This window comes from Bradyrhizobium sp. USDA 3397 (genome assembly GCF_054060965.1).
Genome location: NZ_JBSSDS010000001.1, coordinates 2,954,482 through 2,979,149 on the forward strand (window position 1 = coordinate 2,954,482; position 24,668 = coordinate 2,979,149).

The 24,668-nt window shown below is 64.3% G+C and carries 24 protein-coding genes; 9 read left to right on the forward strand and 15 right to left on the reverse strand.

Going from position 1 to position 24,668, the window contains the following annotated elements; genetic code table 11:
• Nucleotides 1-110 precede the first annotated feature (110 nt).
• On the forward strand, nt 111-863 hold the full coding sequence (locus tag ACVWYQ_RS14000; protein WP_271538302.1) for a P-loop NTPase family protein: 753 nt from the start codon (nt 111-113) through the stop codon (nt 861-863).
• 62 nt (nt 864-925) lie between these two features.
• Complete coding sequence (locus ACVWYQ_RS14005) at nt 926-1,594, forward strand: hypothetical protein (RefSeq protein ID WP_157286378.1); 669 nt, start codon at nt 926-928, stop codon at nt 1,592-1,594.
• Between the two features lie 18 nt (nt 1,595-1,612).
• Here the strand turns inward: ACVWYQ_RS14005 and ACVWYQ_RS14010 are convergent, their stop codons facing one another.
• From ACVWYQ_RS14010 to petA, 6 genes are all read right to left on the reverse strand, one after another.
• Nucleotides 1,613-2,152, reverse strand: coding sequence for an adenine phosphoribosyltransferase (locus tag ACVWYQ_RS14010; RefSeq protein ID WP_036024845.1), 540 nt, complete (start codon nt 2,150-2,152; stop codon nt 1,613-1,615).
• Nucleotides 2,153-2,161: 9 nt separating this feature from the next.
• The gene (locus tag ACVWYQ_RS14015) at nt 2,162-4,327 is read right to left on the reverse strand and encodes an anthranilate synthase component I (protein WP_157286379.1); all 2,166 of its coding nucleotides are present in this window, start codon (nt 4,325-4,327) and stop codon (nt 2,162-2,164) included.
• 217 nt (nt 4,328-4,544) lie between these two features.
• Nucleotides 4,545-4,706 (reverse strand): hypothetical protein, encoded by a 162-nt coding sequence (locus ACVWYQ_RS14020; protein ID WP_157286380.1) that lies wholly within the window; start codon nt 4,704-4,706, stop codon nt 4,545-4,547.
• Between the two features lie 4 nt (nt 4,707-4,710).
• Nucleotides 4,711-5,385: a dienelactone hydrolase family protein gene (locus ACVWYQ_RS14025; RefSeq protein ID WP_057026276.1), complete on the reverse strand. Its 675-nt coding sequence runs from the start codon at nt 5,383-5,385 to the stop codon at nt 4,711-4,713.
• A 213-nt stretch (nt 5,386-5,598) separates the two neighbouring features.
• Nucleotides 5,599-7,671: a cytochrome b/c1 gene (gene fbcH, locus ACVWYQ_RS14030; RefSeq protein ID WP_271538313.1), complete on the reverse strand. Its 2,073-nt coding sequence runs from the start codon at nt 7,669-7,671 to the stop codon at nt 5,599-5,601.
• Nucleotides 7,672-7,733: 62 nt separating this feature from the next.
• Entirely contained in the window at nt 7,734-8,264 is a 531-nt protein-coding gene (petA, locus tag ACVWYQ_RS14035) for a ubiquinol-cytochrome c reductase iron-sulfur subunit (RefSeq protein WP_036006265.1), read from the reverse strand.
• Nucleotides 8,265-8,542: 278 nt separating this feature from the next.
• Between petA and ACVWYQ_RS14040 the strand changes: the two genes are divergently transcribed.
• Genes ACVWYQ_RS14040 through ACVWYQ_RS14055 form a run of 4 tightly spaced genes read left to right on the forward strand, consistent with a single transcriptional unit; the run spans nt 8,543 to nt 11,301 of the window.
• Nucleotides 8,543-9,010 carry a tRNA (cytidine(34)-2'-O)-methyltransferase gene (locus tag ACVWYQ_RS14040; protein WP_404653381.1) on the forward strand — a complete coding sequence of 156 codons (468 nt, stop codon included), beginning with the start codon at nt 8,543-8,545 and terminating at the stop codon, nt 9,008-9,010.
• Nucleotides 9,011-9,020: 10 nt separating this feature from the next.
• Nucleotides 9,021-9,653, forward strand: coding sequence for a 7-carboxy-7-deazaguanine synthase (queE, locus tag ACVWYQ_RS14045; RefSeq protein ID WP_404653383.1), 633 nt, complete (start codon nt 9,021-9,023; stop codon nt 9,651-9,653).
• A 20-nt stretch (nt 9,654-9,673) separates the two neighbouring features.
• Nucleotides 9,674-10,561 (forward strand): oxygen-dependent coproporphyrinogen oxidase, encoded by an 888-nt coding sequence (hemF, locus tag ACVWYQ_RS14050; protein ID WP_275509201.1) that lies wholly within the window; start codon nt 9,674-9,676, stop codon nt 10,559-10,561.
• Nucleotides 10,562-10,566: 5 nt separating this feature from the next.
• Nucleotides 10,567-11,301 (forward strand): HAD family hydrolase, encoded by a 735-nt coding sequence (locus ACVWYQ_RS14055; protein WP_456727142.1) that lies wholly within the window; start codon nt 10,567-10,569, stop codon nt 11,299-11,301.
• Between the two features lie 291 nt (nt 11,302-11,592).
• Here the strand turns inward: ACVWYQ_RS14055 and ACVWYQ_RS14060 are convergent, their stop codons facing one another.
• From ACVWYQ_RS14060 to ACVWYQ_RS14080, 5 genes are all read right to left on the reverse strand, one after another.
• Nucleotides 11,593-12,381: a Bug family tripartite tricarboxylate transporter substrate binding protein gene (locus ACVWYQ_RS14060; RefSeq protein ID WP_456725712.1), complete on the reverse strand. Its 789-nt coding sequence runs from the start codon at nt 12,379-12,381 to the stop codon at nt 11,593-11,595.
• A 354-nt stretch (nt 12,382-12,735) separates the two neighbouring features.
• Nucleotides 12,736-13,107, reverse strand: coding sequence for a hypothetical protein (locus tag ACVWYQ_RS14065; RefSeq protein WP_244941361.1), 372 nt, complete (start codon nt 13,105-13,107; stop codon nt 12,736-12,738).
• Between the two features lie 30 nt (nt 13,108-13,137).
• Nucleotides 13,138-16,257, reverse strand: coding sequence for an efflux RND transporter permease subunit (locus tag ACVWYQ_RS14070; protein ID WP_456725713.1), 3,120 nt, complete (start codon nt 16,255-16,257; stop codon nt 13,138-13,140).
• Nucleotides 16,258-16,263: 6 nt separating this feature from the next.
• Nucleotides 16,264-17,964 carry an efflux RND transporter periplasmic adaptor subunit gene (locus ACVWYQ_RS14075; protein ID WP_456725714.1) on the reverse strand — a complete coding sequence of 567 codons (1,701 nt, stop codon included), beginning with the start codon at nt 17,962-17,964 and terminating at the stop codon, nt 16,264-16,266.
• 51 nt (nt 17,965-18,015) lie between these two features.
• Nucleotides 18,016-18,399 carry a hypothetical protein gene (locus ACVWYQ_RS14080; protein WP_036037130.1) on the reverse strand — a complete coding sequence of 128 codons (384 nt, stop codon included), beginning with the start codon at nt 18,397-18,399 and terminating at the stop codon, nt 18,016-18,018.
• A 259-nt stretch (nt 18,400-18,658) separates the two neighbouring features.
• Between ACVWYQ_RS14080 and ACVWYQ_RS14085 the strand changes: the two genes are divergently transcribed.
• Both ACVWYQ_RS14085 and ACVWYQ_RS14090 read left to right on the forward strand, forming a co-directional pair.
• Nucleotides 18,659-19,708 carry a hypothetical protein gene (locus ACVWYQ_RS14085; protein ID WP_128263021.1) on the forward strand — a complete coding sequence of 350 codons (1,050 nt, stop codon included), beginning with the start codon at nt 18,659-18,661 and terminating at the stop codon, nt 19,706-19,708.
• A gap of 103 nt (nt 19,709-19,811) precedes the next feature.
• Nucleotides 19,812-20,015, forward strand: coding sequence for a DUF2158 domain-containing protein (locus ACVWYQ_RS14090; protein WP_036024831.1), 204 nt, complete (start codon nt 19,812-19,814; stop codon nt 20,013-20,015).
• Nucleotides 20,016-20,168: 153 nt separating this feature from the next.
• Here the strand turns inward: ACVWYQ_RS14090 and ACVWYQ_RS14095 are convergent, their stop codons facing one another.
• Nucleotides 20,169-20,522: a cupin domain-containing protein gene (locus ACVWYQ_RS14095; RefSeq protein ID WP_128263019.1), complete on the reverse strand. Its 354-nt coding sequence runs from the start codon at nt 20,520-20,522 to the stop codon at nt 20,169-20,171.
• 113 nt (nt 20,523-20,635) lie between these two features.
• Between ACVWYQ_RS14095 and ACVWYQ_RS14100 the strand changes: the two genes are divergently transcribed.
• Nucleotides 20,636-21,322: a glycosyltransferase family 29 protein gene (locus ACVWYQ_RS14100; RefSeq protein ID WP_128263018.1), complete on the forward strand. Its 687-nt coding sequence runs from the start codon at nt 20,636-20,638 to the stop codon at nt 21,320-21,322.
• Between the two features lie 182 nt (nt 21,323-21,504).
• Here the strand turns inward: ACVWYQ_RS14100 and ACVWYQ_RS14105 are convergent, their stop codons facing one another.
• The 3 genes from ACVWYQ_RS14105 to ACVWYQ_RS14115 form a co-directional block, all read right to left on the reverse strand.
• On the reverse strand, nt 21,505-22,335 hold the full coding sequence (locus tag ACVWYQ_RS14105) for an outer membrane protein (protein ID WP_404543408.1): 831 nt from the start codon (nt 22,333-22,335) through the stop codon (nt 21,505-21,507).
• 299 nt (nt 22,336-22,634) lie between these two features.
• Nucleotides 22,635-23,405 (reverse strand): sulfite exporter TauE/SafE family protein, encoded by a 771-nt coding sequence (locus ACVWYQ_RS14110; protein WP_404543409.1) that lies wholly within the window; start codon nt 23,403-23,405, stop codon nt 22,635-22,637.
• Nucleotides 23,402-24,658: a CCA tRNA nucleotidyltransferase gene (locus ACVWYQ_RS14115; protein ID WP_404543411.1), complete on the reverse strand. Its 1,257-nt coding sequence runs from the start codon at nt 24,656-24,658 to the stop codon at nt 23,402-23,404. Before ACVWYQ_RS14115 ends, ACVWYQ_RS14110 begins: the two co-directional genes overlap by 4 nt.
• Nucleotides 24,659-24,668 lie beyond the last annotated feature (10 nt).

The window sequence follows — 24,668 nt, forward strand, 5'->3', positions numbered from 1 at the left end:
TTTCTGCCATGTTCGCGCCCAACAGCAGACTCGGGACGTCTTTCGGGACATCGATTTGGGGCCCGGCCGATTGCGACCTCGCGATCGGGGGCGCGCGTTAGGGGACAGCAATGGCAAAGCCGGCAGTGGTTGTGGTGGGCGCGGACAAGGGCGGGGTCGGCAAGACCACGGTATCGCGCACCCTGCTCGATTATTTCTCGGCCAACAACGTGCCGACGCGGGCGTTCGATACGGAGTCGCCGCGCGGAACCCTGAAACGCTTCCACCCCGACATCACCGAGATCGTCGACATGACGACGACGGCCGACCAGATGAAGATCTTCGACACGCTCAACGCTGTCAGCCCTTCGGTCACCGTGATCGACGTCCGCGCCGGCCTGCTTTCGCCGGCGCTGGCCTCGCTGCGCGACATCGGCTTCCTCGACGCCGCCAAGGCCGGCCAGATCACCTTCGCCGTGTTCCACATCCTCGGACCCTCGATCGCCTCGCTGGAGGAGATCGCGGAGACCGCAGGCTTCATGGGGGGCGCGAAATATTTCCTGGTCAAGAACTTCATCAACGACACCCAGTTCTTCCAGTGGGACCAGGCGACCTACAATTCCTACTTCCACCGCATCAAGGACGCGACCGAGCTGACGATCCCCAAGCTCAACGAAATGGCCTATGAGCAGGTCGAGGTGTCCTCCGTCCCGTTCCTGAAATTCGTGGCCAACAAGGGCATCAGCGACGAGGCCGCGAACTATTCCTTCGTGCTGCGCGGTTATGTCCGGCACTGGCTGGCCAATGTCTGGAGCGAGTTCGACCGCATCCGCCTGACCGACATCGTCGGTTCGAAGCCGGTGACCCGCAACAGCGAAAAATAGTTGCGCAAGCCGGGTGGATACGGCTGGATTGGGCGGTGAGTTGGCCCAGATAATAGCTGTCGATGCCCGCAACGCCCGTCTACATCATCTGCTCGCCTCGCCCGCAGGTCGGCAAGACCTTGCTGGCGCGGCTGCTGACGGAATTCCTGCTGCTCAAGAACGGCAACGTCGCGGCCTTCGACGTCAACCTGAAAGAGCCGTCGCTGCTCGATTACCTGCCGAAGGTGACCGAGACCGCCGACGTGATCGACACCTTCGGCAAGATGCAGCTGATGGACCGCGTCATCGTCGATGACGGACTTGCCAAGGTGATCGACCTCGGCTTCCACGCCTTCGACGAGTTCTTCAAGATGACCGACGAGATCGGCCTGCTGAAGGAGGCGGCGCGGCGCCACGTTGCGCCGATGATCCTGTTCGTCGCCGACACCGACCGCGTCTCGGCCCGCGCCCACGAGATGCTGCGTGGGCAGATCCCGCGGATGAACCTGGTCACGGTGGACAACGAATATGTCGTCCGCGGCGAGCTGCCGCCGGCAATGGGAGGCGGCCGGCTGTTCCGCCTTCCCGCGCTGCCCGGTTTCCTCAAGACCTATATCGATCGGCTAAATTTCTCCTTCACCGGCTATCTGCGCCAGGAGAAGGACTCTTCGACCGAGTTGCACCAATGGACCCGGCGGAATTACATCGCGTTCCGGGAGCTCGAGCTCAGCCTGATATTGCAGCGATCGTAGGCGAAACGACCAGGACGCTCAGTGCCCCTCGAACGACATCAGCGTGCGCACGGGCACGTCCATGGCGCGCAGCTTGGCGGCGCCGCCGAGCTCGGGCAGGTCGACGATGAAGCAGGCGGCAACCACGTTGGCGCCAATCTGGCGCAGCAGCTTGACCGCGCCTTCTGCGGTGCCGCCGGTGGCGATGAGGTCGTCGACCAGGATCACGCGCTCGCCGGGTGCGACCGCGTCGACGTGCATCTCCATCTCGTCGATGCCGTATTCGAGCGAATAGGCGATGCGCACCGTGGTATGCGGCAGCTTGCCCTTCTTGCGGATCGGCACGAAGCCCGCCGAGAGCTGATGCGCCACCGCGCCGCCGATGATGAAGCCCCGCGCCTCCATGCCGGCGACCTTGTCGATCTTGTTGCCGGCCCAGGGATTGACGAGCTCGTCCACGGCTCGGCGGAATGCGCGCGCATCCGCGAGCAAGGTGGTGATGTCGCGGAACATGATCCCGGGCTTGGGATAATCCGGGATGGTGCGGACGCTCGCCTTGATGTCGTGGTCAAAAGTCATTCGTGCCTCTCAATTGACCGGCGCATCCAGCCGGAACGCGTTTTCGACAATACGTAGCCCCACCTCGCCGCCGAGCGACATCAGCGATTCCGGGTGGAATTGCACGCCGGCGATCGGCAGGGTCTTGTGCTCCAGCGCCATGGCGACGCCGTCCTCGGTGCTGGCGGTGACGGACAACACCTCCGGCATGCTGTCGCGCTCGACATAGAGCGAGTGATAGCGGCCGATGACGATCTCGTTCGGCAAATTGCGCATCAGCCGTCCGCCGCGCACCTGCACCCGCGAGGGCCGGCCGTGGGCGGGATGGGTGAGCTGGCCGAGCTCGCCGCCGAAATATTCGCCGATCGCCTGCACGCCGAGGCAGACGCCGAACACCGGCAGCTTCTTCTCCAGCGCCGCATCGATCGTCGTCTTGATCCCGAAATCCTCAGGGCGCCCGGGGCCGGGCGACAGCACCAGCAAGTCCCACCTCTTCTGCTTGAGCATGTCGAGCGCATGCACATAGCGGACCACGGTGACGCTGGCGCCGACCTGGCGGAAATAATCGGCGAGCATGTGCACGAAGCTGTCGTCATGGTCGATCAGCAGCACCTGCTTGCCCGAGCCAGTGGCATCAGGCGCAAAGGTCGAGAGCGGCTTCGGCGGGTCGCCGCGCAGCGCCTGGAACAGCGCGGCGGCCTTGACCTGGCACTCGCGGTCTTCTGCGGCGGGGTCTGAATCGAACAGGCAGGTGGCGCCGACGCGCACTTCGGCGAGGCCATCCTTCATGCGGATGGTGCGGATGGTGAGGCCGGTGTTGATACTGCCGTCAAAATTCACCGCGCCGATCGCGCCGGCATACCAGCGCCGCGGCGAGCGCTCGTGGTCCTCGACGAACTGCATCGCCCACAGCTTTGGCGCGCCGGTGACGGTGACGGCCCAGGCGTGGGTGAGGAAGGCATCGAGCGCGTCGAAGCCGGGGCGCAGCATGCCCTCGACGTGGTCGACGGTGTGGAACAGCTTCGAGTAGGTCTCGATCTGGCGGCGCGCCAGGACCTTGATGGTGCCGGGCACGCAGACGCGCGCCTTGTCGTTGCGGTCGACGTCGGTGCACATGTTGAGCTCGAACTCGTCCTTCTCCGAATTCAGCAGCTGGCGGATCTGCTCGGCATCGCCGATCGCATCAAGGCCGCGCGCGATCGTGCCCGAGATCGGGCAGGTCTCGACGCGGCGGCCGTCCGAGCGCACGAACATTTCGGGCGAAGCCGAGACGAGAAACTCGCCTTCGCCGAGATTCATCAGCGCACCATAGGGCGACGGGTTGATGACGCAGAGGCGCTGGAACACTTCGGCCGGCGAGCGGTCGCAGGGCTCGGCGAACAGCTGGCCCGGCACGGCCTCGAACAGATCGCCACGGGCAAAGGCGGCGCGCGCTGTCTCGACCGTGGCCTGATATTCGCCCGGCGCGTGATCGGCAAAGCCCTGACGCGGCGTCTTCAGATAGGGGCTGTCGGCGGTCTCGCGCGGCAGGCCTTCGGTCGATTTGCCCTTCCAGGCGAAATCGTAAGAGAGCACGACGCCGCGGCCGGTGGCACGGTCGTAGGCGAGCAGGCGATCGGGAATATAGAGCACGATATCGCGCTGGTCGGTCTCGCGCGGGCGCTTCTGCACGAGGTCCTCGATCTGGAACACGAGGTCGTAGGCGAAAGCGCCGAACAGGCCGAGCAGGCCGTCGTCACTGGCGGAGAAGGCAGCGACGAGATCGCGCACCAGCGACATCACGCTGGCACGCCGCGTGCGCTGGTCCTCCTCGACCGGCGCATCGCCGCGGATGATGTGGCCGGAAAGGCGCGTCGCCGTCTTTTCGGAGATCACCACGCAGGGTTCGTGCAGCACGTCGCCGAGGAAGGCGATCAGCACCTCTCCGCGCGCGTTCAGCGCTTCCAGCTTGAAATTGACGCCAACGGTCTCGAGCTTGAGCGGCGGGTCAGAGAAGCCGAGATCGAAGCTCTCGTAGCGGCCGGGCACGGTCGTGCCCGAGGACAGCACCACGCCGCGGCGGCGGTCGAGCAGGTTGATCAGGTCGTCGAGCCGGTTGGCGCCGCCGGTGAACTGCTCGGCCACACGCGTGATCGCAAGACCGGCGCGGGTCGCGTACGCACTTCTGGCCGGGAGGGCAAAGACTGTCCTGTTCATGTCGTCCTCTTACGAAACTTGTCGAGGGAACGCCACACAGGACAAACGATCAGGCCGCCGCACTGCGTGGCGACCTTCGACGATTTTGAGAAATGAAATCGCACCGGCCACCTCTTTAGGAGGTGCGCCACCAAAGACGGGCTGGGCGGACGGCGGTGCTCATGGGCGGATACTCACCATGGCGCGGGGGCGGCGTCAAGGGTGGCCGAGCTGCGGGTCAGAGGCCACCCTTCTTCCAGAGGGCTGCCATCTCGGCGTCGCTGGCAAACTCGCCGCGCTCAGCTTGATCGAGCCCCTCGCGAACGGCCGCCCTGTGCTCCTCCGGGATCGCGAAGACCTCGCGCTCCCGACGCCTTTTGTTCTCGGATCGGTCTGGCACGCTCCTACCCCAGATGCTTCCTGAAAAACTCCGTCGCGCGGCCCCAGGCGAGCTCGGCGGCTTCGCGGTCGTGCACGGCCTGGCGCTGCTCGTTGACGAAGGCGTGCTCGGCGTCATAGCGGAACAGCTCCAGCGACTTGCCGGCGGCCTTCATGGCCTTCTCGAAGCCGTTGACCAGCTCCGGCGTGCACCAATCGTCCTTGTTGGCGAAATGGGCCTGGAGCGGGATCTTGACGTCGGCGGGCTTGGCCGCCTGCTCGGGCGGGATGCCGTAGAACACGACGCCGGCCGCGAGCTCCGGGATTTTGGTCGCGCCGATGATGGTCACGGCGCCGCCGAGGCAGAAGCCGGTCAGCCCGACCTTGGCACCGTTGCGCGACAGATATTGCGTGGCGCCGCGCACGGTCTGCGTGGTGGCGTCCATGAAGTCGAGCGAGTTCATCTCCTTGTTGGCGCTGTCCGTGTCGTGATACGGCACCACCTTGCCCTTGTAGAGATCGGGCGCCAGCGCGTCGAAGCCGGCCAGCGCGAAGCGGTCGCACAGGCCCTTGATCTGATCGGATAGGCCCCACCATTCCTGGATCACCACGACGCCCGGCGCATTGCCGCGCCCGGCATTGGCGAGATAGCCCGAGGCGTCCTTACCGTCCGGGCGCTTGAAGGTGATGCTGGTTCCCATGGTGTCCTCCGGTGAGTTTCTGGGGGATCGGTTGGCGGTATTTTGGCGGGTGGGAGCGCGCGGCGCAATCCACACTCTCGTCATTCCCGGCGGTGTGCAGCACCGAACCGGAATCTCGATATTCCGGGTTCGCGCGATCACGCGCCCCGGAATGACCAGTCAACAAAAAGCCCCCTCGCGGGGGCTTCTTCATCTCGTCTCGTCCTTCGCCGCTCAGTGCGAGGCGGCCCAGACCTTCTTCTTGGTGAAGTACATCAGGCCTGCGAAGACGATCAGGAACACGAAGACCTGGAAGCCGAGGCGCTTGCGCGCTTCCATGTGCGGCTCGGCGGTCCACATCAGGAAGGTGGTGACGTCCTTGGAGTACTGCGCGACCGTAGTCGGCGAGCCGTCGTCATAGGTCACCTGGCCGTCGCTGATCGGCTTCGGCATCTTGATGGCGTGGCCCGGGAAGTACTTGTTGTAGTACGAGCCCTCCGGGAGGGTGACGCCCTCCGGCACCTTGTCCTCATAGCCCTGAAGCAATGCGGCGACGTAGTCAGGCCCCTGCTCCTGGTACTGGGTGAAGACGTCGAAGATGAACCAGGGGAAGCCGCGCTTGTAGGAGCGCGCCTTGGTGATCAGGGACAGGTCCGGCGGCGCCGCACCGCCGTTCGCGGCACGCGCGGCCTGCTCGTTCGCGAACGGCGAGGGGAAATAGTCCGCCGGCCGGCCCGGGCGCTCGAACATGTCCCCCGCATCGTTCGGGCCGTCCTTGACCTTGTACTCGGATGCAAACGCCGCGGCTTGCGCCACCGAATAGCCGGGCCCGCCGGGCTCGGCGAGGTTACGGAAGGCGACGAAGGACAGGCCGTGGCAACTGGCGCAGACCTCCTTGTAGACCTTGAGGCCGCGCTGCAGCGCGCCGCGATCGAACGTACCGAACGGGCCCGCGAACGACCACTTGTTGCCCGGAGGCTTGTCGCCGCCTTCGGCCGCTTTCGCGCTGTCGATCGAGCCCGCGAACAACGAGCCGGCGAGCGCCAGCACGATCGCGGTCGAGACCATCGGCGTCGACCGGCTGCCGGTCTTAGCCAGCACGGCATCCGAGATCGAGTTCGGCACCGGCCGCGGCTTCTCGATGCGCGCGAGCAGCGGCAGCACGATCAGGAAGTAGGCGAAGTAGCAGAACGTCAGGATGCGGCCGGCGATGACGTAGATGCCTTCCGGCGGCTGTGCGCCGAGATAGCCGAGCAGGATGCAGACCGCGACGAAGATCCAGAAGAACTGCTTGGCGAGCGGACGGTACTTCGAGGACTTGGTCTTGGCGGTGTCGAGCCAGGGCAGGAAGCACAGGATGATGATCGCCCCGAACATCGCGATGACGCCCGCGAGCTTGTCGGGAATCGAGCGCAGGATCGCGTAGAACGGCAGGTAATACCATTCCGGCACGATGTGCGGCGGCGTCACGCCCGGGTTCGCGGGAATGTAGTTGTCGGCGTCGCCGAGATAGTTCGGCATGTAGAAGATGAACCAAGCGTACAGCAGCAGGAAGCAGGCGACGCCGAACATGTCCTTGATGGTCGCATGCGGCGTGAACGGCACCGTGTCCTTTTCCGTCTTCGGCTCGACGCCGTCGGGATTGTTCTGGCCGGCGACGTGCAGCGCCCAGACGTGGAGCACGACGACGCCTGCGATCACGAACGGCAAGAGATAGTGCAGCGAGAAGAAGCGGTTCAGCGTCGGGTTGCCGACTGCATAGCCGCCCCAGAGCAGCGTCACGATGCTCTCGCCGACATAGGGAACGGCCGAGAACAAATTAGTGATGACGGTGGCGCCCCAGAAGCTCATCTGGCCCCAGGGCAGCACGTAGCCCATGAAGCCGGTCGCCATCATCAGGAGGTAGATGATGACGCCGAGGATCCACAGCACCTCACGCGGCTCCTTGTACGACCCGTAGTACAGACCGCGGAACATGTGGACGTAGACGGCGACGAAGAACATCGAGGCGCCGACCGCGTGCATGTTGCGCAGCAGCCAGCCGTAGTTCACGTCACGGACGATCAGCTCGACCGACTTGAAGGCGAGATCGGCGTTCGGCGTGTAGTGCATCGCCAGGATCACGCCGGTCAGGATCTGCATTCCGAGCATGAAGGAAAGAATGGCGCCGAAGGTCCACCAATAGTTCAGGTTGCGCGGGGTGGGATAGGCGACGAAGGAGGAATGGATGAGACCAAAAATCGGCAGGCGCCGCTCGATCCATTGCAGGGCCGGATTGCTCGGCTGGTAGTCGGATGGTCCGCTCATGATGCGATCCTGAGGAAATAGTACGACGAGACGGCGCGAAGCTTCGGACTTGATTCCGAAGCTCAGCCGATCTGGATTTTGGTGTCGGAAACGAACTGGTACGGCGGCACTGCCAGGTTCGTGGGCGCTGGGCCCTGGCGGATGCGGCCGGACGTATCGTAGACCGAACCATGGCAGGGGCAGAAGAAGCCGTCGTAGCTGCCTTCATGAGCGATCGGGATACAGCCGAGATGGGTGCAGATGCCGATCACGACCAGCCACTGCTCGTGGCCCGACTTGACCCGGGCCTCGTCGGTCTGCGGATCCGGCAGGCTCGCCACGTTGACGGCGCGCGCCTCGTCGATCTGCTTCTTGGTGCGGTGGCTGATGTAGATCGGCTTGCCGCGCCAGAACACCTTGATGTCCTGGCCTTCCGCGATCGGGCTGAGATCGACCTCGATCGGCGCACCGGCGGCGATGGTCGAGGCGTCCGGATTCATTTGGGAGATGAAGGGCCAGAGCGCAGCCGCGCCCCCTACTGCTGCAAATGCCCCTGTTGCAACAAATAAGAAATCACGGCGTGTCGGATGGTCCGCCGAAGACGCTGTCGTCACGATTCCAACCCTTTCTTCTTGCGCTACCGGTGGAACCGCTCCGGGGGGCGCCCAAGAGGTCCCCGGAAAGGCTGCCGGCGCCCGCGGCCCCCCGCGGCGGCAGAACTTGGCTTATTCACCTCTAAACGGGTGAAACAGCAGTCCAGAATCGTTCTATTGGCACCCTTGCCGGGCGAGCGCAAGCCCGCTAACGGCGTGGGAGCGTGCAATGCACGAATTCCCGGGCGGGCGATGTTTTATTGAGACATTTGCGCCCGCAAGCCAACTCGCCGCCGCCCATGCAGATCGCACTTTTCCAGCCCGACATCCCCCAGAACACCGGCACGATTCTTCGCCTCTGCGCCTGCCTGGGGCTCGATGCCCATATCATCGAACCGGCGGGCTTCCCCATCTCGGACCGCCTGTTCCGCCGGGCGGGAATGGACTACCTCGACCATGTCAGGCTGACCCGCCACGTCTCCTGGGCGACATTCGAACACTGGCGCGCAGGCCAGGGCCACCGGCTGCTGCTGTTCACCACCAAGGCCGCCACCGACTACCGCGATTTTCATTACCAGAGCTCGGACATCCTGCTATTCGGGCGCGAGAGCGCCGGCGTCACCGATGCGGTGGTCGAGGCGGCCGATGCGCGTCTGGTGATCCCGATCAAGGCGGGGCTGCGGTCGCTCAATGTGGCCATGAGCGTGGCCATGGCCGCGGGCGAGGCGCTGCGGCAGATCCGGAACCCGCAAGGTTTGACAGGTTGAGGAGAGAGGCTTGAGTTACGCGGTCAAGGAGATCTTCCTGACCCTGCAAGGCGAAGGCGCCCATGCCGGGCGCGCGTCGGTGTTCTGCCGCTTTGCCGGCTGCAACCTCTGGAGCGGGCGGGAGGCCGACCGCGCGGATGCGACCTGCAAGTTCTGCGACACGGATTTCGTCGGCACCGACGGCACGCTGGGCGGGCGCTATGGCTCGGCTGCGGAACTCGCAGATACCATCGCCGCGCAATGGACGGCTGCTGCCGCCAATCGCTATGTGGTGCTGACCGGCGGCGAGCCGCTGCTCCAGGTCGACGCTGCGCTGATCGAGGCGCTGCACGAAAGAGGCTTCGAGATCGGCGTCGAGACCAACGGCACGATCGCAGCTCCTGATGGGCTCGACTGGATCTGCGTCAGCCCCAAGGGCGGCAGCGAGCTGATCCTGCGCCAGGGCCACGAGCTGAAGCTGGTCTATCCCCAGGCCTTGGCGATGCCCGAAGCATTTGAGGATCTCGCCTTCGAGCGCTTCTCGCTGCAACCGATGGACGGGCCTGAAATCATCGAGAACACCGCGCGCGCGATCGATTATTGCCTGCACCATCCGCAATGGCGGCTCAGCGTGCAGACCCACAAATCGCTCGGCATCAGATAGGACGCGACCCGCGAATGCAGATGGACGTGACGACGATCGAAGCCCGCAAGGCCCGCGCCCGTGCCTGGTTCGAGCGCTTGCGCGACGACATCTGCGCGAGCTTCGAGCGGCTCGAGGACGACGCGCCGCAAAGCCTCTATCCGGGCGAGGCCGGCCGCTTCAGGCGCACGCCGTGGCAGCGCACCGACCATTCCGGCGCGGCCGGCGGCGGCGGCGTGATGTCGATGATGCATGGCCGGCTGTTCGAGAAGGTCGGCGTGCACTGCTCGACGGTGCACGGCGAGTTCGCACCCGAATTCCGGGCGCAGATCCCCGGCGCGGCGGAGGATCCAAAATTCTGGGCCTCCGGCATCTCGCTGATCGCGCACATGCGCAATCCGAATGTCCCTGCCGTGCACATGAACACGCGCTTCGTCGTCACCACGAAGGCCTGGTTCGGCGGCGGCGCCGACCTGACGCCGGTGCTGGAGCGAAGGCGGACGCAGGACGATCCCGACAGCATCGCCTTCCATGCCGCGATGAAACAGGCCTGCGCGCAGCCGAGCGGTGTTGCCGACTACGACAAGTACAAGAAATGGTGCGACGAGTATTTCTACCTGCCGCACAGGAAAGAGGCGCGCGGCATCGGCGGCATCTTCTACGACTGGCACGACAGCGGCGACTGGGACGCCGACCTCGCCTTCACCCAGGACGTCGGGCGCGCCTTCCTGAAGATCTATCCCGAGATCGTGCGACGCAATTTTGCGAGCGCCTGGACGCCTGCTGACCGCGAGGAGCAATTGATCCGCCGCGGCCGCTACGTCGAGTTCAACCTGCTCTACGACCGCGGCACCATCTTCGGGCTGAAGACGGGCGGCAACGTGGACTCCATCCTGTCGTCGCTGCCGCCGGAGGTGAAGTGGCCATGAACGCCATGCTGCCGCCGCTGCCCCGCGCCATGCTGATCGACATGGACGACACCATCCTGTCGGCCTATGGCCGGCCCGAAATCGCCTGGAACACGATCACGGCCGAATTCGCCGAGGAGCTCGCCCCGCTGCCGCCGCCGATGGTCGCAACCGCGGTGCTGGCCTTCGCGCGAAACTTCTGGGCCAGTGCCGAGCCGGCGTGGCGGATGAAGCTCGCCGAGGCGCGGCACCTGACGGTGAAGGGCGGCTTCGCCGCGCTCGCGGCCGCCGGCCACCGCGCCCTGCCCGACGATCTCGCCATTCGCCTCGCCGACCGCTTCACCGCCTATCGCGAGGAGGAGATGTTCGTCTTTCCCGGCGCGCACGAGGCGATCGACCAGTTCAAGGCGCTCGGCATCAAGCTCGCGCTGGTCACCAACGGCGCCGCCAACATGCAGCGCGCCAAGATCGAACGCTTCGAGCTGGCGCACCGCTTCGACCACATCCAGATCGAGGGCGAGCACGGCTTCGGCAAGCCCGAGGAGCGCGCCTATCTGCACGCGATGCAGGCGCTCGGCGTCACCGCTGAGGACACCTGGATGATCGGCGACAATCTGGAATGGGAAGTCGTGACGCCGCAGCGCCTCGGCATCTATGCGATCTGGATGGACGTGCATGGCGAGGGCCTGCCGGAGGGCTCGACGGTCAGGCCCGACCGCATCATCCGCTCGCTCGGCGAGCTGCTGCCGGACCGGCCGTAATCAGCCGGTCAAAACAAGACTCGAAAAACAACCCCATGCACAGTGGCGCGCTGCTGTAAAATCAAGGACTTACGGATTTTACGAAAAATTTCTGACCCGTCGGGCAAAACAGGGGTATTGTGGCATCGTCGCGAGGGTTGCCATCGACCCTAGAGCGCGATGCGATGAGGATGAATCGTCATCGCGCTCTAGCTTATTGTTTGAGCATGATCTTTTCGGAAAGCCGCTACGCACTTTTCCGGATCATGCTCTTGTCCCTCCCGCGAGAGGCTCGAGCACGCCCAAGGCAACCTATTCCACGGTGATATTGCCGGCCTCGATAACCCGCTTCCAGCGGGCCAACTCAGAGACCAGAAACTCCTGGAATTGCTCCGGGGTGTTGGCCACGATTTCGAGGCCGATATCCTCCATTCGTTTGCGTACCTCCGGTGCCTTCAGCGCCGCGACGATCTCGCCATGCAATTTTGCTTTCACGTCGGCACGAAGGCCCTTCGGAGCAGCCACCGCCTGCCACGAAAAGACGTCGACACCTTCAATCCCAAGTTCCTTCAAGGTAGGCACTTCGGGCAAAAGAGGGGATCTGGCATCGCCGGTGATGGCGAGGACCTTGAGCTGCTTGGATTGAATTTGCCCGATGACGGCGTTGATGTTTTGAAACGATACGTTGACATGCCCCGCGAGGAGATCACTCACGGCAGGCGCCCCGCCGCGATACGGCACGTGGAGACCGGTCGTCCCAGTGCGCTGCCAGAACAGCGCCGCCGTGAGATGATCGGACGAACCTGCACCCGAGCTTGCAAAAGTGATCTTGCCGGGGGCCTTCTTCAGCTGGTCCACCAGTTCGGCGACCGTGTTTGCCGGAAAGTTCAAGTTGGCGACCAGGACGTTCGGTGCGCGCACAGCGACCGTCAAGAGATCGAAGTCCTTCAGGGGATCATACTTCAGATTGGGCTGAAGAAATGGATTCGTCGCATAGACACCGATCGAGCCGACGAGAATGGTGTATCCATCCGCTGCCGCCCGGGCCACCGCTGTTGCTCCAAGCGCGCCGGTTGCGCCGGAGCGGTTTTCGACGACCACCGGCTGCCCCAGCGTATCGGAGACCTTTTGTCCGATTGCTCGCGACCATGTCGGACGAGCCTCCCGCCGGGAATGGAACGATGAAGGTGATATTCCTTTCCGGCCAAGCCGCGTATGCCATCGAGGTCGCGGCAAGAAGCATGATGCCAGCCGCACCAAATCGAATCTTCGATAAGAGAGTTGCATTGCCCATTGTCGATCCTCCATTGCGACATTTTCTGAGGGCCTATTTTACGTGCTCGTGACATCCCGATTGATGCTCAGATTGTATTGATTGATCCACTATTTATCATCAGCGTTTGTCGCAGCGAAATCGCCGATGTACAAACCTGCCGAGGGGCGGCGCTTCGTCAATCATTGCGCAGCGTATCTCGCGGTCAGCGAATGACCGTGCAAGCTGCCGGAGAACACCACGATCGCCTTTGGCGACAGCTCGGCCTGCAGCTTTCCCGTCATCATGTTGGGAGTGGCCGGCGCAAGTGGAACGGTGACCGTCTTGCCGCCATCCTGAATCGTTGCGCGTCCGCGCATTTCCTTCGTCGACAGCGGCGATCCATCGTCGTCGCCAACGTAAAAGATGATGTCGGTCCCCTTGCTGACGAATTCGATCGGATGCCCCTGCGACTTGACGACGGGGCCGCCGTTGCTGCCCTTCGTCTGCGCCGCGGCAACATCCAGCGTCGCGATCATCACAGCCGTCATGGCGAGGCCGATATAAGTTCTCATTGCAGGCTCCTCGGTGGTTGTCCGCGCGCATCAATAGGCTTCCGCGGGGGTGAACGTTGCGGCGTGTCCGGCCACGAGCCGCTGCAGCGGCTGCTTGCCGAACATCAGAAACAGAATCGGGGTCACGATCGTGTCGAGGACCGTGGCGCTGAGCAGGCCGCCGAAGATCGTCACGGCCACCGGGTGCAGGATTTCCCGGCCCGGCTCGTCCGCGCCGATCAAGAGCGGCGTGAGCGCTAGTCCTGCGCAAAGCGCCGTCATCAGCACCGGACTGAGGCGCTCCATGCTGCCGCGAATGACCAGCCCGGCCCCGAAACGCTCGCTTTCGTGGATGGCGAGATTGATGTAGTGCGAGATCTTCAAGATCCCGTTGCGCGCCGAGATGCCGGCCAGCGTGATGAAGCCGATCATCGATGCCACCGACAAGGGCTGCCCGGAGATCTTCAGCGCGGCGACGCTGCCGATCAGGGCGAGCGGAATACCTCCCATGATGATCAGCGCCAGTGCGATCGACCGGTAGCGGCTGTAGAGGACGACGAAGATCATCGCCATCGAGGCCAGCGACAGAATGCCGATGCGCCAGGTCGCCTCCTGCTGGGCCTGGAACGTGCCTTCGAGGCTGGTCGTGTAGCCTTGCGGGAAATCGAGCTCGCGAACCGACCTCTGAATGTCGGCCGCGATATCGGCGATGTCGCGGCGTCCGTCCCCGTTGCCGTACACGACGATCCTGCGCTGGGTCCCCTCCCGCTGAATCTGGTTCGGCCCGTCTGTCTCGACGATGTCGGCCAAAGCGCTCAGCGGGACGAACTCCGAGCCGGTCGGGATGAGCAAATTGTGCAGTCCCGTCGTCGAACGGTCTTGCTCCGACAGGCGCATCACGACGTCGAAACGGCGATTGCCGTCGACGATCTGGGAGACCTTCCGGCCATTGGACAGCGCGTCGAGTGCCTGGGTGACCGCAGCCGGCGTCAGGCCGTGAAGCGCGGCGCGAGCATGGTCGATTTGAACCCGCACTTGCGGAATCAGCACCTGCTTCTCGACCTGGAGATCGACCAGACCCGGGATCGTCGATAGACGCTGGCGCACCGTTTCGGACAGCCGCCGCAACATCTCGATGTCCTGGCCGAAGATCTTGAGCACGATCTGGGCACGAATACCGGACTGGAGATGATCGAGGCGGTGGCTGATCGGCTGTCCGATGGCCACCGACGCCGGCAGCGCGGACAGGGCTTCCCGGATGCTCGCATAGATGTCCGCCTTCTGGCGCTTGGACGGTGTGAGATCGACATCGATCTCGCTGTAGTGCACGCCTTCGGCGTGTTCATCCAGCTCGGCGCGGCCGGTGCGGCGTCCAACCGATTTCACCTCGGGCACCTTTGCGAGCAACTGCTCCGCCAATAGGCCAAGACGGTTGGATTCCGCGAGCGAAATGCCTGGATTGTACTGCAGCGACAGGACCAGCGTCCCCTCGTTGAAAGGAGGAAGAAAGCTGCGGGGCATCTGGCTCGCGGCATAGCCTGCCACCGCGACCGCAGCGGCGACGAAGACCAGCACCAAGCCCTGCCGCTCGAAGGCCCAGCCGAGCACCCGCCGATTGGCCTGCTTCAGCTTCGTGACGACAAAGCTCTCGCGGTCACCTGAATGAGCTCGTCCCGAAAGCAGATAATAGGACAGCACCGGCGTCACGGTGATCGAGGTCAGCAGCGAAGCGAGAATCGAGACCACATAGGCCACGCCAAGCGGCGTGAACAGCCGCCCTTCGATTCCCGGAAGGGCGAACAGCGGCACGAAGACGAGGACGATGATCATCGTTGCATAGACGATGCTGGAACGAACCTCCTGGCTCGCGCCGGAGATCACGTCGAGGACAGGGCGCGGGGTGCTCGACGCGGCGTTCTCCCGCAGGCGCCGCAGGATGTTTTCGACGTCCACGACGGCATCGTCGACCAGCTCGCCGATCGCGATGGCGAGGCCGCCCAGCGTCATGGTGTTGATCGTGAGGCCGAAGGCGCGAAACACCAGGACCGTCACCAGGATCGATATTGGAATGGCCGTCAGCGAGACGAACGCGGCGCGACCGTTCATCAGGAAGACGAACAGGACGATTGCGACGACGATCGCGGCCTCGATCAGGACGCGCTCGACATTGCCGATCGAGGTCTCGATGAAGGTGGCCTGCCGGAACTGCACGTTGGTGACGCTGATGCCCCCGCGCATAGTGCGTTGCAGCTCCCGCAGCGTTGATTCAACATTGCGCGTCAGTGCTACAGTATCCGCAGCCGGTTGCTTCATGACGCTGACGATGACGGCGGGCTTGCCGTTATATCCGGCGTCACCGCGCTTGGTCCGCGCGGCAAAATCCACAGAGGCAATCTGCTTCAGCAGAATCGGCTGCTCTCCACGGTTGACGACGACGGTGTTGCGGAGGTCCTCGATACGCCTGGTGAGACCGACATTGCGGATCAGATATTCGCGGCCATGCTGGTCGACGAAGCCGCCGCCGCTGTTGGTGCCGAACCTTGCGACCGCCTGCTCGATCTGATCGTGGGTGACGCCGAGCGCCTGCATGGTGGCGACGTTCGGCGTCACGCGATATTGGCGGACCTCGCCGCCGATGGGTATCACCTGGGCGACGCCGGGAATCGCGAGGAGTTGCGGCCGGACGACGAAGTCGGAGATCTCGCGCACGTCCATGGGTGAAGCCGTGCCATCGCTCGTCAGCGCGATCAGCATGATCTCGCCCATGATCGAGGTCACCGGGCCCATCTGGGGATTGACCGCGGACGGCAGTTGCTCGCGGATCAGCGCCAGCCGCTCGGAGACGAATTGCCGGGCGCGGTAGACGTCGACGCCCCAGTCGAACTCGACATAGACGACCGACAGACCAACGCCCGAGACCGAGCGCACGCGAATGACGCCGGGCATGCCGTTCATCGACGTCTCGATCGGGAACGTCACCAGCTGTTCGACCTCCTGGGGCGCCAGTCCCTCTGCCTCGGTCAGGATGTTGACGGTCGGGCGGTTGATGTCGGGCAGGACGTCGACCGAAACGCTCGGCAGGACGAACAGGCCGTAGCCGACCAGAACGGCGGCGACCGCCAGCACGAACAGGCGATTGCGCAAGCTTGTCTCGACGATGAGCTTGAACATGGCCGGCTACCGGATCTGGTTGATGAGGTCGGTGCCGCGAACGACGACATGTTCGCCTTCGTTGATACCGGCGGCCACGATCACGCGGGCTGCGTCTACCTGCACCACGCGAACCGGCCTCGGCTCGAAGCGCTCGGGCTCTGTGTGCAGCCAAACGATATTCTCACCGTTGCCGCTTCGAACGACGGCATTGCGCGGCACGACCAGGCCCGATACCGGCGCTCCGGTCTGGACCATCACATTCAACGGCTGACCGATGTTGAGACCTGCTGGTGGCTCCGGAATGGCGAACTGAACCACGGACGCATGCTGGCGCAGCGCCCGGCTCGTCCCGACGAAGCTCAGCGCAATCTGCTGCCCGTTCGGAGCCATTGCCGTTGCGGCTTCAGGCTGCTTCAAGCCGATTTCGTCATAGGCGAGCGCCTCGACCCAAAGACTGCTTGGGTCCGCGATCTGAAACAGAACGTCTTGCGGCTGTATGACCTGGCCCGGCGCGACCTTGGCTGCGGTGATGATGCCATCGGTCGATGCCCGCAGCTCCTCGAAGCCGGTGCGGGAATTGCGAACGGTCTCGCGGCGCGCCCGCAGACCCTCCAATTCGCTTTCGAGGTCGTTGACCTGCCCTTGCGGCACCGCGCCGCGTTCGGCCAGCGGCCGGAGACGCCGCAGCTTGTTGTCCGTGATCGCCATCAGCTGTTCGATCTCGCCGACCTTCTCGAGGATCGTCGTGCGGTCGGCGATTGGCAGATGCGGCTCGATCCGGATGAGCAGATCGCCCTTGCGGACGGTTTGCCCGATGCGGGGGATGCCGTCATCGCCGGGAACCACGCGGCCGCCGTAGATGCTCTGCACGATGCTGCTGCGGTTGGGGTCGGCCATGACGCGGCCGATCAGGGTGACGGCGGGACGAATCGTCTGCGGCTCGGCTGCAGCGGTGCGTACCTCGAGCAGACGCTGCGTCGGCTTGGCCGCGAAGACGGTGCCGTCTTGCAGGCGGCGCGGGGCATCGCTCAGCGCGGGAACATCAGGCGGATTTGGTTGCGTTGCATTGGTCCGGCCCTCGCCGAACATGACGGAGGCGAGAATGACCAAAGCCCCCGCCAACACCGCGGACATCGAGGCCGCCATGAAGCGGCCACGCCGCTTCCAATAGGCGAAGAGACCGCCGAAGCCCAAGGCGGCGAGCACGGACGCGCCGATGGCGGCTCGGTTCGAGAGAAGCCAGCCGGGCGCGTGCTTCTGCTCTGCGGGCCGGGCCTCTGCACGCGGTATGAACGAGTTGACCAGCAGATCATTTCCCCTGCTAGCGTTGATCGAGAAGATCACCTCGACCGATCCGGACGGTGTGCCGTTCGGAATCGGGGCGGTGTAGACGCCGTTCTCCTGGCTCAATGCCTCGATCGGGGCGGAATCGCCGATCGTGACCTGCAAGGCGGCGTCCGAGACCGGCTCGTTCGTCGCGGCATCATCGATGAAGACGGACAGCCTGCCGTCTTTCAGGATGCCGACGACTTCGTAGAGCTCGGAGCGCGCGGCAATCCTCGGATAGGCTGAGGACACGACCGCCGTCTTTTCGGCGTCGCCGTGATCGTGCCCTTCATGGCCAAAGGCGCCCGACAAGCCAAAGACCAGGCTCACCAACCAGACACCGCCGGCCAGCCCAAGAGCTGCGAGCCGCCCTTTCGGGCAGCGCTGATTCATCAACATCGAAAGATCCTTCAGACATGCGAAAAGGCGGCGGCCGAAGCGCCGCCGGGACTACGCGATGCTGAAGGTACTTGGTGGCCGGACGAGTCCCTCGGGGCGCACCCCGACAATGGCCCGCGCGAGCGGCAGGTCCATGGCGCCGAGCACTTCGAAGACGCTGAGCAGGTGAACGACCTGCGTTGAGGCGATCGAGGTGCCAAACATGTCCCAGGCCACGCCGGGAGCGCCGTCCTCGTCGTGATCTGGCCCGTCATGGACGTGGCCTTCCGCGTCGTCGCCGGCGTGGGAATGCACGTGGCCGGCCAATTGATCGTGGAAATGCAGGGAACCGCTGAGCGTGACGGACGGCATCGGAATGGCGCCAACAGCCGCCTGCGCCTGCGAGACCGAGATCAGGGCCGCCTGAAGCACAAACGCGGATATCGCCACGAACATGGCCGTTCTGGCGAGTTGACGAAGATGGTGGCGGACACCGTGCGGCACGCCGAAAAACTAGGCGATGCCGACCGCGAATTCAAGGCGACGTTCGCATCGCGTGGGAGGTGGTCCAGACACCCTCCCCGTTCGATCGAGGAGCTACCGCCGCCCGATATCCGGCAGCCCGCCTGCCTCACTTGAAGTGAAATGCTTCACAAGCCGCAATCCGCGATTGCGGTAGCCTCGTGCCATGGGGCGTGGTGAGTTGGAGGCGACAATGGAGCAGGACCTTCCGAAGCAGGCAGCGCGCACGCGATCCCCGGTGAAGGCGGCGGGTATCTGGCAGAGAATTCAATCCTGGGACAGCCGCCTCTCGGTCACCAAGGGACTGACGGCCGTGACCCTGCTGACCGGCTTCCTGGGCGGATATTTCCAGTACCTGAATTCCTATGAACAGAAGGTCGGCGAGCAGGCCAAGGCGGACATGCAGAAGGCGACCGACACCTTCCTCGAGATCTCGGACGCCTTCGCCGACGTGCAGATCCAGCAGGAGACCATGCTGCGCGAGCAGTTCGGCTCGCTGAAGGCGCAGGCAAGCCCCGCTTTCATTCCGGTGGACTCCAAGACATTCGGCTCGTTCTCGGACTATTGGAAGGCGCGCACGTCGCTGCGGCGGAACGGCGCCATCTTTGCGCGCAAGGCGGAGATCTACATCGACTGGCCCAGCGACCTCGGGCGCGATCCGGCCGCAGAGCACACGCTCGACCAGGATCCCCTGACGGCAACGCTGCTCACCAAGTACAATTTCGATTGCGATTCCGACGCCAACCTTCCGCAGTTCAAGGGTGCGATCTTCAATGGCGCCGATCCGGGACGCCCCAGCGACGAATTGTGCAACGACCCGACGGCCAATGGGCTCAAATCCTACGTCAACCTCTGTGCCAGGCGGGCGGACGGCGAGATCGATGCGTTGCAGAAGGTCGTGACCATCAACTGGTGGAGCGCCAAGCACCACGTCCTGGTGATGCACCACTGCTTCGAGGTGCTCCGCGGCGGACCGAATGCGTTGCAAGCTCCGGCCTCCGGCAACGACGTGCCGAACGATCGCAAGCTCGACAAACCACGCGACAGCAATGAGCACAGGCTGCAACTTCAGGCCCGCCGGCTGGACGCGTTCATGACGCTGACCATGGCGCAGCTGGATCGCATCAGGGTGCGATACCGCCCCACCGGCTTCTTCTGCCATGTTCCGCTCGCGCGCGATGCCATCGGCTATTTCAGCAACCAGTGCCTGCCGAACCAGCCGGTCACGAGCGAGCGCAGCTGAGCCGTACCGCGGAGACACCTTCCGGCGCCGGCAGCCGGCGTGATCGGCCTGTCATGACGGCCTGTTAGCATCGGCCGTGTCGATCAACCTGAAAGGACAATCCATGGATCTGAAGGCCGGCGATGTCGTGATGCTGAAATCCGGCGGTCAGCCGCTGACCGTCGCGGAGGTGAAGGAGAACGAGGCGCTGTGCCTGTGGATGGGCATGGAAGGCGACCTGTTCCGCGAGACGCTGCCGCTCGCCGTGCTCGTGCAGGTGGAAGAAGACGACGAGGACGACGAAGACGAAGATGATGACGAGGAGTAGGCACTTCTCGGACTGCATTCTCGTGCGAGCCGAGTTCGGCTCCGGCGCGCCCGGCGATGGATTTCGCAAGTGAAGCTCGCCGCCAATGGCTCGACGGTGAAGGCGCTGTGCGTCGAGGGCCTCACCGCGGCCCCGATGACGGGCGCGGGTTGATCAGACGAGGATACGAGGCGCCGCCGTGGCCTTGTCTCCGGAATTCGGCGTCCCCGTCGGTTCGATCAAGAGGATGTGCACTTCCCCACGCGCCACCGGCCGGTGCTCAACGCCCTTCGGCACGACAAAAACCTCGCCGGGCTTGAGGGTGACCGTGCGGTCCCGCAGCTCGATGTCGAGCGTCCCGCTGAGCACGAGAAAGAAGTCGTCCGTGTCCTCGTGCTTGTGCCAATGAAACGGCCCCTCGAGCTTGGCCACCATGATGTCGTTGTCGTTATAGGTCGCCACCGTGCGCGGGGAGAAGCGATCGGTAAACGTTGCGAGCTTCTCGGCGAGATTTGCGGGTGCTTTCATCGCGTTTCCTCAGGTGAACACTTCCAGCTCATATGGTGACGGGTTACGCTCCTGGAACGGATAGCACGACGTGCTTTGGGAGCTTCATGTGACGCCTTCAAGGAGCACCATGGATGAGGATCGCAATTGTCGGAAATGGCGGCGGTCCGCTCAAAATGAAGCTTGGACCATTGATTGACGGGTGCGATCGAGTCGTTCGCATCAACGAATTCCGGACCAACGGTTATGAGGAATCCGTCGGTTCGCGCCTCGATATCCACATGGTCAATAGTTGGACCAGGATCGCCGGCCGGGACGACCAATGGCGAACCGGCCAGTGTCTGTGGTTCGCCTTTCCAGATCCCGTGTCATGGACGAGGATGGCGACGGAGTACGAGGGCTTCGAGCTGGAATACCTGACGAGGTGGCATCTCGATCTTCTTCCGGAGGAGGCGTCTTCTGAAATCCACGCTCGTGCACTGGAAGCGGTCGTTTCAGGTCCCGTGCAGTATTTCAGCCAGTCATTGATGATTGATCTGGTGCGCGCAATGGATTTTGAACGCGCAGGGATCATGATCGGCAAAGACGGCAAAGTTGTACAGCCAACGACAGGTCTGAAAGCACTGTCGCTCGCGCGCCATCTTTACCCAGATGCGGAGCTGCTTGCTTTGGGCTTTGATGGCTTCCAGTCAAGTACCTACTACTGGGATCCGCAGCGAGCCGACCAGTACGACAATCACGCCTACGCTCGGGAAGTCGATTATTTCAGTCAGCTTGTGCAGCGGGGGGCGATAACGAGACTTGATGTTCGCGCGCCCTGACGGGCTGCTGCATAGCGCTGTCAATGGCAATGAGGGCTTGCGATGACGGCATTGCCTGAGAGCTGGCCGGATTGTCGGCTGACGATGCTGCTCACCGCACCGGCGGTGAGCAAATGACGACATGGATCGAGGCGAGGGTTTCGCAACGGCGAAACCCTCCTACGAGCTGATGCCGGTCGAGATCAGAACCGATAGTTGATGCCGCCCTTGGCCGTATGAAGCTGAACCTCGGTGTCGGTGAAGGACGCTCCGGGGAATGCAAGCGCATTGCCGTTCGACTTTCCGAGATTGATGTAGATGTACTCGGCCTTGAACGTCCAGCGCGGGTCGAAAGCCCATTCAAGGCCGCCACCGGCGGAGAAGCCCACCTGGACCTCCGACGAGGACGCGCTTCGCGTCAGGGCCGGGAAGAAGCCGTTGAAATTGGCGATGTTCGGCGTGGCGAGATTGGAGGTGAAGATGCTGTTCTTGACGTGGCCCCAGGCGAAGCCACCGGTACCGTAGATCAGCAGGTTGTTCGCCGCGTATCCGAGACGTCCGCGGATGGTGCCGAAGACATCGATTTCCTGCTTGAGATTGAATACGCCGGTGAAGGCGCCATTGTCGCCGCCGATCGTGCCGGTGACGCTGAACGGGCGGCTCGCCGTCTCCCTGATGGCTGCGCCGCTCACATCCGCTTCCAGACCGTACACGAACGTGCCGGACTGCCAGTTATAGCCGATTTGGCCGCCGCCGAATCCGCCCTTGGGGTTCACATCCAGGGTGAACGGCCCAGTCCCACCCGTGACGACATAGCCGGGCACCGTCCCGGTTGCGAGCGCGCCCGGATCGAAGGTCGCGGTCGGATCGCTCCAGCCATAACCACCATGCACGCCAGCATAAAAACCGGTCCAGCTGAACGCGACCGGCGCGGGCGGCGCCTTGGTGTAAGCCCTGCCGAGATCGGCCGCGGAGGCGGCGTGGGAGAGACAAAGAGCCGAGATCAGGAGAGTACCGGAGACAATGGATTTCATAACTTCCCTCGAGGCGCCGCTTGAGCACTCGTACAACCGCCGATGACCGGCCGTCCGCTTGAGCCAAGTCATACAGGTGGTCTCGCAGTATTGCTGTAGCGTCCGCGACACGGCGTGGAGCTGTGGAACACGGTTTATGCGCGCAAAATTCGCCTGGCGCGACGTGATCCGGATTTTCGCGACGTCAGATGCTCCTGGGACGCCAGACGCGCGGTGGGACTTGCGGAACGACGTGAGGGCGCTTCAAGCCAACGACATTGGGATTCGGCGCTGCACCTGCGCCATTTCAGCCGGCGTCGTTAGGCCATCAGCTGCCGCGCCACCACTGAAATCATCACCAGCCCGCCGGTGATCACGGCGGCATCGAGGATCGCCGTGTGAATCTGCACCGGCATCCGTTCGACGAAAGCCCTGGCCAGGAACGCGCCGGGCACGGCCATGCCACCGATCAGCAGCGCCAAGGCGAGCACCTGCGCGGTGACGGCGCCGGCGAGGCCGAATACCGAGATCTTGATGAGGCCGGTGCCGAGCGAGATCATCGCGTCGGTCGCAATCACCGCGGCGCCTTCGAGCCCTGCGGCCATCAACAGCGAGAGCAGGATCACGCCGGAGCCCGAGGTGCCGCCGACCAGGACGCCATAGCCGACCGAGCCAGCGGCGAGGCCGGCGTCGCCGATCCTGACATCGCGGCGGCGAAGCCTGCGGCGCAGCGGCACGCTCAGGATCAGCATGGCGCCGATCACGAGCGCGGCGCCGGCATTGGTGAGGCGGGTGTAGCCGTAGGCGCCGAGCGCGGTGGTCAAGCCTGCGCAGGCCAGCACGACCAGCACGCGGCGGCGGTCCGCATGGCGGACATAGGCAAGCGCGCGGCTCGCATTGGTCAGCATCGCGGAGATCGCGATGATCGGCACGACGGGCTCGGCCCCGACCAGCGGGACCAGCACCAAGGGCATCAGCGCACCGGTGCCGTAGCCGGCGAGACCGCCGATAATCGATGCAAACAACGCCATCGCTGCGACCAGCAGAAGCTGCAGAAGCGAGATATCGGCGAAGCCTGAGACGATGGTCAATCTTTCTGGTCGCCTCTGATGCGGGCCACGGCTTGATCGGCGATCGCGGCGAGCGTGGCTTCCTCGCGTGGGAAATCCGACGCGAGCCAAGCGTCTTCGGCGAGCGTCAGCACATGGCCGAGCGCGGGTCCTTCGGCGAGGCCGCGCGCGATGAAGTCGGCGGCCTTCAGCGGGAATTTCGGCGCGCTCCAGCGCTGCGGCAGCTCGGCGAGCGCGCGCCAGCGCGTCGATGTGACGTCGCCGCCGTTGCGTGCCCAGCCAAGCAATACGCGATCGTGATAGCGCTCGGGCCCGAGCCGGTACAGCAAGCGCCGTGCCCTGGCTTCGTCTTTGGTGGCGAAGCGCCACCAGCGGTGCCCCATCGAATCCAGCGCCTTGGCCTCGGCATTGGAAAGCCGCAGGCGCACGGCGAGGCGCTTGGCGTCTTCGGTGACGGCGACCGCGAGCGCGGCCAGGCGCCGCGTGCTGCTGGGGCTGAGGCCGAGCTCGCGCTCGATTGCGATCATTGTGTCCAGGGGACCCGTGTAGACGACGCCGCCGGTCAACGCCTGCAGCAATCCGCCCTCGGCCATGGCCCGCACGGCCGCAGCCGCACCACCGGCGACCAGCAGCTTGAGCATCTCCATGCGCACCCGCTCGGCCGACAGGCTGGCCAGGCCCGCGCGTCCGCGGATGCAGGCGAGATAGCCGTCGCGGTCGGGCTCGCCGGCACCGAAGGCGGCATGGATGCGGAAGAAGCGCAGGATGCGTAAGTAATCCTCGGCGATGCGCTGGTCGGGATCGCCGATGAAGCGCACGCGCCGCGCTTTGGCGTCGTTGATGCCGCCGACATAGTCGTAGACGACGCCGCGCGCATCGACCGACAGGCCGTTCATGGTGAAGTCGCGCCGCTCGGCATCCTTGACCCAGTCGCGGCCGAACGCGACCTTCGCCTTGCGGCCGAAGGTCTCGGTGTCCTCGCGCAGCGTCGTGACTTCATAGGGGTGGGCATCGATCACCAACGTGACGGTGCCGTGGTCGATGCCGGTCGGCACGCTCTTGATGCCGGCGGCCTTGGCGCGCCGTATCACCTCATCCGGCAGCGCCGTGGTCGCGATGTCGATGTCACCCGGCGCAAGACCGAGCAGCGCGTTGCGCACGGCGCCGCCGACCACCCGCGCCTCCTCGCCATCGGTGCCGAGCAGCGCCAGGACGCGCGCGGTGCCGCCTGCGGTCAGCCAGGGCGCATCGGCGAGTAAAGGCTCCGCGCTCATGGACCCGCCC

Coding starts and splice junctions, on each gene's coding strand:
- ACVWYQ_RS14105 (WP_404543408.1), bottom strand. CDS start 22,335: ATGAAATCCATTGTCTCCGGTACTCTCCTGATCTCGGCTCTTTGTCTC.
- ACVWYQ_RS14115 (WP_404543411.1), bottom strand. CDS start 24,658: ATGAGCGCGGAGCCTTTACTCGCCGATGCGCCCTGGCTGACCGCAGGC.
- ACVWYQ_RS14010 (WP_036024845.1), bottom strand. CDS start 2,152: ATGACTTTTGACCACGACATCAAGGCGAGCGTCCGCACCATCCCGGAT.
- ACVWYQ_RS14015 (WP_157286379.1), bottom strand. CDS start 4,327: ATGAACAGGACAGTCTTTGCCCTCCCGGCCAGAAGTGCGTACGCGACC.
- fbcH (WP_271538313.1), bottom strand. CDS start 7,671: ATGAGCGGACCATCCGACTACCAGCCGAGCAATCCGGCCCTGCAATGG.
- ACVWYQ_RS14095 (WP_128263019.1), bottom strand. CDS start 20,522: ATGAAAGCACCCGCAAATCTCGCCGAGAAGCTCGCAACGTTTACCGAT.
- ACVWYQ_RS14025 (WP_057026276.1), bottom strand. CDS start 5,385: ATGGGAACCAGCATCACCTTCAAGCGCCCGGACGGTAAGGACGCCTCG.
- ACVWYQ_RS14085 (WP_128263021.1), top strand. CDS start 18,659: ATGGAGCAGGACCTTCCGAAGCAGGCAGCGCGCACGCGATCCCCGGTG.
- ACVWYQ_RS14055 (WP_456727142.1), top strand. CDS start 10,567: ATGCTGCCGCCGCTGCCCCGCGCCATGCTGATCGACATGGACGACACC.
- ACVWYQ_RS14000 (WP_271538302.1), top strand. CDS start 111: ATGGCAAAGCCGGCAGTGGTTGTGGTGGGCGCGGACAAGGGCGGGGTC.
- ACVWYQ_RS14080 (WP_036037130.1), bottom strand. CDS start 18,399: ATGTTCGTGGCGATATCCGCGTTTGTGCTTCAGGCGGCCCTGATCTCG.
- ACVWYQ_RS14065 (WP_244941361.1), bottom strand. CDS start 13,107: ATGAGAACTTATATCGGCCTCGCCATGACGGCTGTGATGATCGCGACG.
- ACVWYQ_RS14090 (WP_036024831.1), top strand. CDS start 19,812: ATGGATCTGAAGGCCGGCGATGTCGTGATGCTGAAATCCGGCGGTCAG.
- ACVWYQ_RS14075 (WP_456725714.1), bottom strand. CDS start 17,964: ATGTTGATGAATCAGCGCTGCCCGAAAGGGCGGCTCGCAGCTCTTGGG.
- ACVWYQ_RS14040 (WP_404653381.1), top strand. CDS start 8,543: ATGCAGATCGCACTTTTCCAGCCCGACATCCCCCAGAACACCGGCACG.
- ACVWYQ_RS14100 (WP_128263018.1), top strand. CDS start 20,636: ATGAGGATCGCAATTGTCGGAAATGGCGGCGGTCCGCTCAAAATGAAG.
- hemF (WP_275509201.1), top strand. CDS start 9,674: ATGGACGTGACGACGATCGAAGCCCGCAAGGCCCGCGCCCGTGCCTGG.
- ACVWYQ_RS14070 (WP_456725713.1), bottom strand. CDS start 16,257: ATGTTCAAGCTCATCGTCGAGACAAGCTTGCGCAATCGCCTGTTCGTG.
- ACVWYQ_RS14005 (WP_157286378.1), top strand. CDS start 926: ATGCCCGCAACGCCCGTCTACATCATCTGCTCGCCTCGCCCGCAGGTC.